Annotated in this window: 8 protein-coding genes; all 8 read right to left on the bottom strand. The window is 47.7% G+C overall.

Annotated features, from left to right (window positions below; genetic code table 11):
- Positions 1-98: 98 nt before the first annotated feature.
- Entirely contained in the window at positions 99-1,115 is a 1,017-nt protein-coding gene (locus KNP87_RS02065) for a BMP family lipoprotein (protein WP_214720662.1), read from the bottom strand.
- A 234-nt stretch (positions 1,116-1,349) separates the two neighbouring features.
- On the bottom strand, positions 1,350-3,524 hold the full coding sequence (locus KNP87_RS02060; protein WP_214720661.1) for a DNA translocase FtsK: 2,175 nt from the start codon (positions 3,522-3,524) through the stop codon (positions 1,350-1,352).
- A 68-nt stretch (positions 3,525-3,592) separates the two neighbouring features.
- Positions 3,593-5,257, bottom strand: coding sequence for a ribonuclease J (locus tag KNP87_RS02055; RefSeq protein WP_026832676.1), 1,665 nt, complete (start codon positions 5,255-5,257; stop codon positions 3,593-3,595).
- 153 nt (positions 5,258-5,410) lie between these two features.
- A complete protein-coding gene (locus tag KNP87_RS02050; protein WP_214720660.1) occupies positions 5,411-6,073 on the bottom strand; it encodes a M15 family metallopeptidase in 663 nt (220 codons plus the stop codon).
- Entirely contained in the window at positions 6,073-7,332 is a 1,260-nt protein-coding gene (locus tag KNP87_RS02045; protein ID WP_214720659.1) for a lipid II:glycine glycyltransferase FemX, read from the bottom strand. Before KNP87_RS02045 ends, KNP87_RS02050 begins: the two co-directional genes overlap by 1 nt.
- Positions 7,329-8,792 carry a UDP-N-acetylmuramoyl-L-alanyl-D-glutamate--2,6-diaminopimelate ligase gene (locus KNP87_RS02040; protein WP_028106038.1) on the bottom strand — a complete coding sequence of 488 codons (1,464 nt, stop codon included), beginning with the start codon at positions 8,790-8,792 and terminating at the stop codon, positions 7,329-7,331. The genes KNP87_RS02045 and KNP87_RS02040 overlap by 4 nt, the downstream gene beginning before the upstream one ends.
- Positions 8,793-8,874: 82 nt before the next feature.
- The gene (locus tag KNP87_RS02035) at positions 8,875-10,098 is read right to left on the bottom strand and encodes a M16 family metallopeptidase (RefSeq protein ID WP_214720658.1); all 1,224 of its coding nucleotides are present in this window, start codon (positions 10,096-10,098) and stop codon (positions 8,875-8,877) included.
- Positions 10,099-10,175: 77 nt separating this feature from the next.
- The gene (gene pnp, locus KNP87_RS02030; protein WP_028106036.1) at positions 10,176-12,395 is read right to left on the bottom strand and encodes a polyribonucleotide nucleotidyltransferase; all 2,220 of its coding nucleotides are present in this window, start codon (positions 12,393-12,395) and stop codon (positions 10,176-10,178) included.
- Positions 12,396-12,523 lie beyond the last annotated feature (128 nt).

Here is a 12,523-nt window from a genome sequence, read left to right as displayed (position 1 = left end):
TCTGACTTCTGGCGCTTTTGTAACCCTTTTCATAACGTAAATAAGATTGGAAGAAAATAGGGCATTCTACCTAAGAATACCCGTTCTCCTCCCGTCTCTTATTGTTCAGGGACCACTGTTTTTTCTTCAATGACTGCTTCTTTTGCTTGCTCCACCTTGTCTAGCGTTTTTTTCGACAGCTTGTCCGATTCCACTAAGTCAACACCTTGCTCTTTTAATCCGTAACGAATCGTTTCGCCGCCTTTCAGTTTGCCGTCTTTTGCTGCGTTGGCTGTATCTTGAACGGCACGATCAACGCGCTTGATGACAGATGTCAATGTTACGTCTTCTGGCATCCCTTCTTCTTTTTGATCGCGGTCCACACCGATAACTGAAACCGCTTCTCCATTTTTCTTGCGGTTCTTCGCTTCTGTAAAGACACCGTTTCCTGTACCGCCGGCTGCCGGGAAAATGATATCCGCGCCTTTTCCGTACATGCCGGCCGCGATTGCTTGTCCTTTTTCCGGTGCAGCAAAGTCTTCTGCATATTGAACGTCCACTTTGATTTTTGGATTTACCGATTTTGCCCCAGCTTCAAATCCGGCACGGAACCGTTCGATGACGTCCATCTTCATTCCGCCGACAAAACCGATATGGTCTGTTTTCGTTTCCATTGCGGCAACGATTCCGGCCAAGTAGGCGCCTTCATTTTCTTTAAATGTAATCGATGTAACGTTATCGCCCGGGACGACGTTATCGACGATAGCGAATTGTGTCTCTTTAAATTGTTTGGCTACCGTTTCAATGTCTTCATTAAATGTATTCCCGATTCCAAAGACCAGACTTTCGCCACCACGTGCGAGGCGTGACAAGTTAGGTTGATAGTCTTGCTGTGATTTTGACTGAAGATATGAATAGCCGTCGTTCTGTTTAAGCTGATGTTCTTGACCGTACGCTTGCAGCCCTTCCCATGCCGACTGGTTAAACGATTTGTCGTCGATTCCGCCTTTATCGGCAACCATCGCCACAGAGAACTGATCTTTTTTACTCGAACTGTTTTCTTCCGATCCTCCACATGCTGCCAAACCAACTGTTGCGACTGTCATCGCAGATACGAACGCATACTGTTTTCTCATTCTAGCCATCTCCTCTTCCTATTATGTGAGCGCTTTCATTATCTATTTGTGAAAAAGTCGCTCACGTACCGTTATCTGGTACGCCAACTCATATGACTGAGTATGACAAATATCCTTTCTAAAATCAACAGACGTCTGACAACTATTTTCATGAAAACGGTTTAAGTTTTTATTTTTTCGATTTCGAACAAAAAAAGAGGACAGAGCCGATGCCGGCTCCCTCCTCTTTTTTACTCAACGTCCCATGACCCGTCGTGGTTTTGACCCTTCAGACGGACCAATCAGTCCATTTTCTTCCAATGCGTCAATCAGCCGGGCAGCGCGATTATACCCAATCCGATATTTCCGTTGGATCATCGAAGTCGATGCCGTCTCTTGCGTCAGAATGAACTGAACGACTTCGTCATATAACGGATCGTCAACTTCCGTTTCGCCCTCCGGTACATCCTTTGGAATCATCGCTTCAACGTATTGTGCTTTTTGTTGTGAGATGACATGATTGACAATCGCCTCGACCTCCTCATCCGATAAGAAGGCCCCTTGAACACGGACGGGTTTGTTCATTCCGTTTCCGAGTAACAGCATGTCGCCTCGTCCGAGTAACTTATCGGCTCCACTCGTATCAAGAATTGTCCGTGAGTCCGTTCCGCTCGACACACTGAAGGCAATTCGTGACGGAATGTTCGCTTTGATGACTCCTGTGATGATGTCAACACTTGGACGCTGTGTCGCAATGACCATGTGAATACCGGCTGCCCGGGCCATCTGCGCCAGTCGCATGATCGCATCTTCGACTTCGTTCGACGCGACCATCATCAAATCGGCCAACTCATCGACGATGACGACGATGTACGGCAAACGCTGATGGACTTTTTCTTCTACATTCATCTTATCAATTAACGCGTTATACCCTTCAATGTTTCGGGCTCCGTTTTGACTGAAGATTTCATAACGCCGCTCCATCTCTGAAACGACTTGTTTTAAGGCTTGTGCCGCCTTTTTCGGATCGGTCACGACCGGTGCAAGGAGATGCGGAATGCCGTTATAGACATTCAATTCGACCATTTTCGGATCAATCATCATCAGACGGACTTCATCCGGTCGTGCCCGCATCAAAATCGAGACGATCATCCCGTTGATACAAACGGATTTCCCGGATCCCGTTGAACCGGCTACTAACACGTGCGGCATCTTGTTGAGCTTTGCTGTGACCGTTTCTCCAGAAATGCTTCGACCAAGAGCGACGAGCAGTCGATCTGGATCAGCCTGAACGCTTTCCGCCCCCAGCACTTCTCGCAGTGACACCATCGCGACTTCGCGGTTCGGTACCTCGATGCCGACGGCTGCCTTTCCTGGAATCGGTGCTTCAATCCGGATATCTTTGGCTGCTAGCGCCAATGCCAAATCGTCGGCCAGTCCGGTGATCCGACTGAGTTTGATGCCTTGGTCGGGTTCAATCTCATATTTCGTGACACTCGGACCAAGATGGATTTTCAAGACCTTGGCTCCGATTCCGAATGATTTTAAAGTGGCGATCAATTTCGTCGCATTGTCTTTCAGACGTTTGTTTTCCCCCGACAAATCTTTTGTCACGGGTTCCGCCAATAAGTCCAGCGACGGTAACTGATAACCGTCCGGTGTCTCAGTCATCGTCAACGGACCTTGTGTCTCTTTAGCCTGTGGTTCGATATGATCGGCAAAACCGATGATCGGGACGTCCTGGAGGTTGACGGGTGCTTCCTCCGGTACCGTTTCCCGGACAGCCTGTTTTTTCAGTGTCTTCTTTTGCTCAGCCACGGATTCGTTTTGTTCCGGTTTCGTTTCCTCTTGCTTCCGTTTCAACGGACGTTCTCGCTTCGGCGAAACGCTCCGTTCCCGTTGGCGGAATTCTTGAATGCGTTCCTTGATCCCAAACAGCAACTCACTAAAAAACGACGGCTGAAGTAAATGAATGCCGCTCGCCATCAGAAACAGACCGATCATAAACGCACCAAAACTCGAAATATAATAAGAGGAACGTTGATAGAGCCAGGCATTGACAACACCGCGTGGTTGTCCAAGGATTAAATCAATCCAAATCAAGCTTCCGAGAGTCAGAAACGACCAGGCCCATTTAGCGTAACGTGGCTGATTCGACAAGACGAGTAACAAGACTCCTCCCATCAATCCGTAAAGAAGTGAACCGAATTGTCCGACTTGATCTTGTGCAAACTGAGCCAGTACTTCGCCGACCCGGCCAAACCGCCCAAGTGCCAGCACGTATGCGAGCAACGAAAGGACCGCGATGATGGCGGCATATGTACGGTACTCGATAGGTTGACGCTGCTTCTTGACCGGCGGGCGTTTTTTCGCGGTCGGGCGTTTTCGAGCCGGCGCCTTCCGGACAGGTCCCTTTTTTGTTGTTGCCATGTGTATACCTCCTGATAAAAAAGCGACCCAGCTGACCATTGATCGGCCTTTCTGAGTCGCTCTTCTTGTTAAATCTCCATGATGATCGGCAAGATCATTGGACGGCGTTTTGTCTGTTCATACAGATAAGAACTGAGCTTATCACGAATCAGCGACTTCATTTCAGTCCAATCGAGTTCACCATTCAATTTCCCTTGCAGTTGCTTCGCAACGATTCGATTGGCTTCATTGATCATGTCTTCAGATTCCCGCATGTAGACGAATCCACGTGAAATGATTTCCGGCCCCGAAACAATCGTTTTATTTTTCCGACTGATGGTGATGACACAGAGGACGACACCATCTTGCGATAAGAGACGACGATCACGAAGGACGATGTTCCCAACATCTCCGACACCGATTCCATCAATCAAGACATTCCCGGCGTTCACTTTACGTGACATCCGTGCTTTTCGTTTTTCAAATTCAACGACATCTCCATTTTCGATGATGAAGATATTGTTGGCATTGACACCTACCGTTTGGGCTAAACGGCTGTGTGCTTTTTGCATCCGGAATTCACCATGGATCGGCACAAAGAATTTAGGCTTAATCAAGTTCAGCATTAATTTCAAGTCTTCCGCATGACCGTGACCGGATACGTGGACTTTCCGTTGATTGTAGATGACGTTTGCTCCCGCGCGGAACAAGAGGTCAATCGTTTTTGAGACCGACTTCTCATTTCCCGGAATCGGTGATGCCGCGACGACAACTGTATCATTCAAACGAATGTTAACCTGTTTATGGGCATTACGCGCCATGCGTGTCAGTGCTGCCATCGGTTCCCCTTGCGAACCAGTCGTCAAGATGACGACTTGATTGTCATCCAGGCGGTTGATATCAGACAGTTCGACCAACGTTTTTTGTTTGAATCGTAAGTAGTTCAAACGTTGCGCCACTTCTACGATATTGACCATGCTGCGACCAACTACTGCTACTTTCCGATTGTTGGCTTCTGCTGCCGCAAACACTTGTTGCAACCGGTGTACATTTGACGCAAACGATGCGACGATGACACGACCCGGTGCTTCGTAGATGACATCGTTCAGTTCAGAACCGACTGTTGATTCCGAGCCGGACATACCAGGACGTTCGGCATTCGTCGAATCAGACAACAGACAAAGGACACCACGCTGACCGATGGCCGCGATCTTCCCGAAATCCGCTTGTTTCCCGTCAACCGGCGTATAATCAAACTTGAAATCTCCTGTATGGACGATTGCGCCTTGCGATGTCTGGATACATACCCCGACGGCATCCGGAATCGAATGATTGACGCGGAAAAAGGTAATGAAATGTCCCGCTACGGTTAATTTCGTCTTGGCATCAATTGGACGAAGATCTGCCTTTTTCAATAAACCGGCTTCTTTTAGTTTAATTTCAATTAATCCAAGTGTTAAACGTGTCCCGTAAACAGGTACTTTCAAGTCCCGTAAGACGTAACTGAGCGCTCCGATATGATCTTCATGACCATGGGTGATGAATATCCCTTGAATCCGTTCTTTGTTTTCCTTTAAATAACTGATGTCTGGAATGACTTTGTCGATTCCAAGCATCTCGTCTCCTGGGAACATTAATCCGGCATCGATTACGAAGATGTCCTCGTCGAGTTCGACGACGTACATGTTCTTACCGATTTCACCGGCTCCACCAAGAGCAAAGACGCTTACTTTTTCCGTCTTTTTCTTTGACACAACATGACCTCCTATTTATATTCACTTTTCGTGAGCCGTCCACTTATCACTATCACTATTCTAGCCGAACTTTGCCGTTCTGCCAACAACAGGGACCATGAAAACGAAAAAAAAACATCGTATTGCCTATCCAAAGGGCAACACGATGTTAGTTTATGGCGCCAAAAGCGTCTCGATTTCTTCTGTCCGGTTTGCTTTTTCTTGCCGGCTCGGTCGTTCACCCGCTTGAAGATCGTCAAGGGAATACCCAAACGTCATTTCAAAATGCGGATAATCGACAAATCGTTTCCAGTCACCGCCCCACTCAAAGCCAAGTGCCTTCCCGACTGCCGCGACTTCCCGCCAGTCACTTTTCCCGGAATTGTTTCCGTCATACTCCAGATCATAGGAGATATCCCCATCTACCATCTGAACGAAGTCAAAAGCAAGACCGTAATTGTGCATCGATTCGCCACCACGCGCATTGGTGACGATTTCTCCGGCACGGGAACGTCCTTGGTCAAATAAAGCGTCCTGTTGTTTCTTTGTCCGATATCCTTGCGTAATCCGAATATCGATGTTGTAACAGGAATGACTGAGGCGAATCAAATCTTTTGCTCCCGCCTCAACTGCAGGATGAAGATTTTTTAAGTTTTCGGCACTGTCATTAATGAGACGATTTTCTCCTGCTTGGTCGCGTGGACAACTGTCAATTCCTAAATCCGGCTGATCGACCAGAATACTCGGCATCCGATCAGTCGATGCAGCAAGAAACAGACCTACGGCAAACATGACGAACAGGAACAAAATCCAGATGAAGATTGTCCCCCGTTTCATTAACGGCGTAACTTCTTCCGAATTTTTTGAAGGATTGGCAAGCCCGTTTCTAGCAAGAGATACAATGGCTTGTTCAAGACGTAATCAAATTCACCAATCTTTTCAATCATCTCACTGCCCCAACCCGATTTAAAGGCATACAACCCGGCGTAATGATCGTCCGGATCCGTCGAACCGCTGACGCCGCCAAAATCGTACGAAAGAGCACCGTTTGCCTTGGCATGACGCATCATCGTCCACTGCATCAAATGGTTCGGCATGAACTCCCGGTATTCATTTGATGAAGCCCCATAAAGGTAATACGAACGTCGACCGGCCAATGTCAAGAGACCTCCGGATAAAATCACACCGTCCGGATGTTTCGCCGCAATGGTCAATAACTCGGTTTTCGATTTTTCTGCTTTGACCATCTGAGCTGTCGTCTGTTCCAATCGATTGTTTAAGCTGTTGAGCTTTTTCTCAACCGTCTCTTTCTCGAGTTGACGATGAATTTTCGTTAGCTCCTTATCCGCTTGGAGTAAGGCTGCTTCTGTATTTTCAAGTGCTCGGACGACATCGAGCTTTGTCAGGAACAACGCTGCGTCTCCTGTTGGATGCAAGTGATCGTATAGATTCTCGAAATAATCCAATCCGCGAATGGAAAACCCGTCACGCTCACCTGTTTCGACCATCAGTTTAGCGAACGTCTTGAGTTCCGCCCGTGACGCTTCATAACAGACGATCCCTTTTCGTTCAGCCAACCGGACATTGTAACGGAACTTCGAATGGAATCGGTCAAAAATTTCTTGTTCCGTTCCTTCAAGGCTCGTTTCCATCGTAAAGCGGGGTTGCGCATAATCAAAACCACCGCCAAATCCGTTATGTTTAAAGCCAAGCGTCTGCATCTCTTGTAACAAGTTCGGATACTCTGTTCGATCGACGTTCGGATCAAGTTTAATGGCGATCGCTTTTCGTTTTTTCGCGACCTCGATTGCTGCATCCCGTAAAGCGGCAACAGCCGCTTGATCACTGTAGTCGACGACGAAACCACGCGGAGCATAACATAACGTAAAAGGCAGTTTCGGAACTTGTTTAAACAACAGGAGGGCTACCCCAACCGGTTGTCCGTCCGCCGTACCGACGGCAATCCGTTCATGTGTCCAACCGGTTGCCGCTTTCACGGACCCCCAGGCCGGCAATTGTAACAAATCCCCTTTAGGATGTGTTTTAACAAAGGCTTCAAATTGTGTCTGCTCTAATTCTAGTTGTTGGTAAGTCACTTCTTTTCCTCCAATTGGCGTATCATCTCTTTGACGAGTTGTTCTTCGTCGAGGGGCGTTTTTTCATCCCCAATGATTTGATATTTTTCATGCCCTTTTCCTGCCAAGATCACGATGTTGTCCGGACGGGCCAGACTGGCTGCATAACGAACTGCTTCCTCCCGATCTCCAATTTCAACAAACTGATCGTGTAACATGCCGGAAGCGATACCGCTCGTAATCGATTCGTAGGATTCAAAACGCGGATCATCCGTCGTGATGACGACGGTTCCCGCATACGTCGACGCGAGTTGTCCCATCATCGGACGTTTGGTCACGTCCCGGTTTCCACCTGTCCCGATTAAAAAGATGATGTTTTCTTTTGGCACATCGACTAATGCTTTGAGACACTGCTCAATTCCGTCCGGCGTATGCGCATAATCGACATAAATATTGTACCCTTCGATCGGTAAACGTTGCATCCGTCCCTTAGCAGGTTGAATCTGAGTGATCGCATTCGAAATCTCAGTCAAACTGTAACCGATCGATAACAAGATTCCTGTCGCAAGCAATAAATTGTAGACATTAAATCGACCGATGAATTGAACGGTCAATTCAATCGCCTGTTCTTGGTACACCATCGTAAATGTCGTTTCTTGCAGGGTCTGCGTAATATTTTTCGCTTGCAAGTCGGCTGGTTGATCAATCCCGTAAGTCAAGACACGAGCACCGGTCATCATCTCGAACATGGCACTTGTTTCATCATCCGCATTCAAGACGGCAACCTTTTGATCAGATAACCGTTGTCCGAGTTGGGCAAATAACAACCCTTTAGCACGGGCGTAATTTTCAAATGTCTTATGGAAATCGAGGTGATCGTGTGTCAGGTTCGTAAACCCGGCGACATCAAAGTCCGTACCGGTCACCCGGCCGAGCTCTAATCCATGGGAAGAGACTTCCATGATGACATCTTCGACACCTTCTTGTTGCATCTGATGGAAAAAGGCTTGGAGTTCGGAACTTTGCGGTGTCGTATTCCGACTCGGAACGACCCGGTCACCAATCTTCACTTCAACTGTTCCGATGATTCCCGTTTTTCGTCCCAACTGGGCCAAAACGTCACGCACAATCGTCGTCGTCGTCGTCTTACCGTTCGTGCCCGTGATGCCGATCATCCGCATCTTTTCAGAAGGATAGTCATAAAACTTACCAGCCAGTTCTGCCATGGCTCGTGTCGTACTCCGTACAAGAATAACAGGAATCGTCACGTCGAGCAGACGTTCTGAGACAATCGCAACGGCCCCCTGTGCCTCGGCTTGTTGGGCATAATCGTGTCCATCCACTGTATATCCTTTAATGGCGACAAATAACGTCCCTGGCTTCACATCTCGTGAATCTGTTGTTAAGGAGACCACGTGCGCATCTACCATACGTTCAATTTTTTGAGTCTGAATGACTCCGATTAATTCAGCTAAGTTCAAGGGTATTCCTTCTTTCTCAACATCTTGTTTTTCAATTACATGCTATCTCAGTGTAGGGGAAGCTCCGCTCTGTTTCAAGGTCTCATCCTTCGATTTCCGGCAAGATGTACGCTTTTGCAGGTGGTTGGCTGAAGATATGTGTGATCATTTCCCGAATGTCCGTTGCTGTAATCTGTTCCACTTCCGCCAGGACTTCCTCTAATGTCGGATGTGTCCCTAAATGAAGTTCATTTCGCGCATTTCGGTTCATATGGCTTGATGTACTCTCATTTCCAAGGATGAGCGATCCTTTTAACTGCTCGATGCCGTCCTCGATTTCTTTTGTTGTCAGACCATCGGCCAATAACGTCGTGATTTCAGCTGCTAAGACGGTTTCGACCTCTTCCAAGGTTTCTTTAGATGTCCCGACATAAATCGTAAACGTCCCATGATCGTCAAACGTCGTGTAATACGAGAAGACAGAGTACGCAAGACCGCGGTCTTCGCGAATCGATTGGAACAGACGACTGGACATCGTCGCTCCGAAAGCGTTGTTTAACAAAGCCAACGTCGGTAGACGGTCATCGGCCGACGCGATGGATGGGAAGTTGTAACACACATGCACTTGCTCCGTGTCTTTTTCCTTCCGCACGGTATCGCTTTTGAGAACGGGTGCTTGGATGTGGCGGGTCGTTTGACTCGGTTCGATGATGCTGAAGCGGTTTTTGACCTGAGCAATCAGTTCATCCGTCACATGTCCCGCCAGTGAGATGACGATTTGATCCGGAGCATACGCTTCCTTGACATACTCCATGATCATCTGACGATTGATTTTCAAGACACTCTCTTCCGTACCGAGGATGGGACGTGCCATGACATCGTCGCCATATGCCGCAATCGCCAGCAGTTCGTGAACGAGATCGTCCGGTGTATCTTCATACATCTTGATTTCTTCGATGACGACACGTTTTTCTTTTTCCAGTTCCTCTTCTTCAAACTTTGAGTCCAAGAACATATCCGTCAGAACGTCAAACGCAGCCAGCGCATGTTCATCTAGTGTCTTGACGTAATAACACGTCTGATCCTTACTCGTGAATGCATTAATATTACCACCAAGCCGGTCAAAATAAACGGCGATTTCTTTCGCGGATTGCTGTGCGGTCCCTTTAAACATCATGTGTTCAATCAAATGACTGATCCCGTGTTCTTCCATCGTTTCCGTACGTGAGCCGGCCTTAATGAAAATACCGGTGGCGACACTGCGGGTATTCGACATCCGTTCACTGACAATCCGGACACCGTTTGCTAATGTAATCTGTTCAATCATGACTTGCTCCTCCTTCAAATATGAAACAAGGTGGCTCTCGATGCACGTTTTCGCACCGTTGAGCCACCTTGTTTTCATTAGTTACGACGTGGTGGACGTTGTCCGTCACGTGGTGGGCGAGATCCAGTATCCCGACGCGGCGGGCGGTTTTCACGCTCTGTTTTTTTCTTTTCTTCGTAAGATGCGCGATCTTCCGGAGTCATGCCTTCAACAAGGAGGACTTTATGTGACGCGTTGACACGTCCTTTATCGTCAACTTCCGTGACACGCACTTTCAACTTGTCACCTAATTTGACGACGTCTTCTGTTTGACCGACACGCTCAAGCGCAAGTTCTGAAATATGCACGAGGGCATCTTTTCCTTTAAACAGTTCAACGAACGCACCGAATTTCTCAATCCGACGAACCGTTCCGTCAAACTCTTCGCCGATTACGACTTCACGGACGATGTCTTCGATCAATTGACGGGCACGGTTGATGCCGTCTTGATCCGTTGACGCGATGAAGACGGTTCCGTCTTGATCGATGTCAATCTTAACACCAGTCTCATCGATGATGCCGTTAATGACTTTACCGCCGGGTCCAATCACATCACGGATTTTATCCGGATTGATTTTCAGCGTGACGATTTTCGGCGCATATTTCGACAGTTCAGTCCGTGGTTCTGCGATGACGGAGTTCATGTGTTCCAGAATATGCAGACGGCCAAGACGTGCTTGTTCAAGTGCTTCTTCTAGGATTTGACGTGTGATGCCGCCAATTTTCATATCCATTTGAAGCGCCGTAACGCCGTCTTTTGTTCCTGCAACTTTGAAGTCCATGTCACCGAGATGATCTTCCATCCCTTGAATGTCTGTCAAAATCGAATAGTTTTCGCCTTCTTTGATCAAGCCCATTGCAATCCCGGCAACTGGTGCTTTAAGCGGCACACCGGCATCCATCATCGCAAGGATTGATCCACAAATTGACGCCTGTGAAGATGAACCGTTTGATTCAAGAACTTCTGACACAAGACGAATCGTGTACGGGAAATCCGTTTCCGAAGGAAGAACCGGTAACAAGGCACGTTCACCGAGTGCTCCGTGACCAATTTCACGACGACCCGGTGCACGCATCGGACGTGCTTCCCCAACAGAAAACGGCGGGAAATTATAATGGTGCATGAAACGTTTTTCCGCTTTTAATCCGAGACCATCGATGATTTGAGCATCCCCTGCAACACCAAGTGTCGCAACAGACAAGACTTGTGTTTGACCACGAGTGAAGAGACCTGAACCGTGGGCACGCGGCAAGAGACCGATTTCTGAATCAAGTGGACGAATCTCAGCAAGACCACGACCATCCGGACGGACTTTATCGTCTGTGATTAAACGACGGACTTCAGCTTTGACGAATTTATTCAAGACACCCGAAACTTCAGACAGTTGTGCTTCCGAAATGGACTCATCTGCTGCGTACTGATCGATGTATTTTGAAATCACTTCGTTGATTGCGATATCACGTGCTTGTTTTTCTTCGACTTGAACGGCCGTCGTCACTTCCGCCAATGCATCAGCTTTCAGACGTGAGACAAGTGTCTCGTCAAACGAAGAGACCGTGTACTCGAATTTTTCTTTTCCGACTGCTGCGACGATTTCTTCTTGGAAGGCAATCAATGTCTTGATGACATCATGCCCGAGGAGAATCGCTTCCAGCATCGCTTCTTCTGATACTTCTTTCGCGCCCGCTTCAACCATGTTGACCGCGTGTTTTGTTCCAGCGACTTGCAAGTCGATATCACTCGCATCCGCCTGAGCCAATGTCGGATTGATGATGAATTCACCGTCAACACGACCAATTGTTACACCAGCAATCGGACCATCAAACGGAATGTCTGAGATCGACAAGGCAATCGATGCCCCGATCATCGCTGCGACTTCTGGTGAGTTATCTTCATCTGACGATAATACCGTCGTCGCGACTTGAATGTCATGACGGAATCCGTCTGGGAATAACGGACGGATCGGACGGTCAATCAAGCGTGATGTCAAAATCGCATTTTCGCCTGGACGTCCTTCACGTTTTAGAAAGCCACCCGGAATTTTACCGGCGGCATATAATTTTTCTTCATAGTTCACTGTTAATGGGAAGAAATCCAAGTCTTTTGGTTGTTTAGATGCAACAACTGTCGCCAGAACTGCCGTTTCACCGTAGCGGATCAACGCTGCTCCGTTTGCTTGTTTAGCCAGTTGACCGATTTCAATTGTTAAAGGACGTCCACCGAGTTCGGTCGAAAACGTCTGTTTTGTTTGTGACATGCACAAATCCCCTCTCACTTCTATCCGTTTTTTCATTCAAATCTAATTATGGATGTTCTGACGTCAAATGTCCATGAATCGGCAAAAAAAAAGAAGCCGGAGACGATGCTCCTGCTTCCTTGTTGATC

It is taken from the genome of Exiguobacterium sp. s192, assembly GCF_018618795.1.
Classification (GTDB): domain Bacteria; phylum Bacillota; class Bacilli; order Exiguobacteriales; family Exiguobacteriaceae; genus Exiguobacterium_A; species Exiguobacterium_A undae.
Note: the sequence above shows the minus strand (reverse complement) of the source record. Positions and strands in the feature narration are given on the sequence as shown.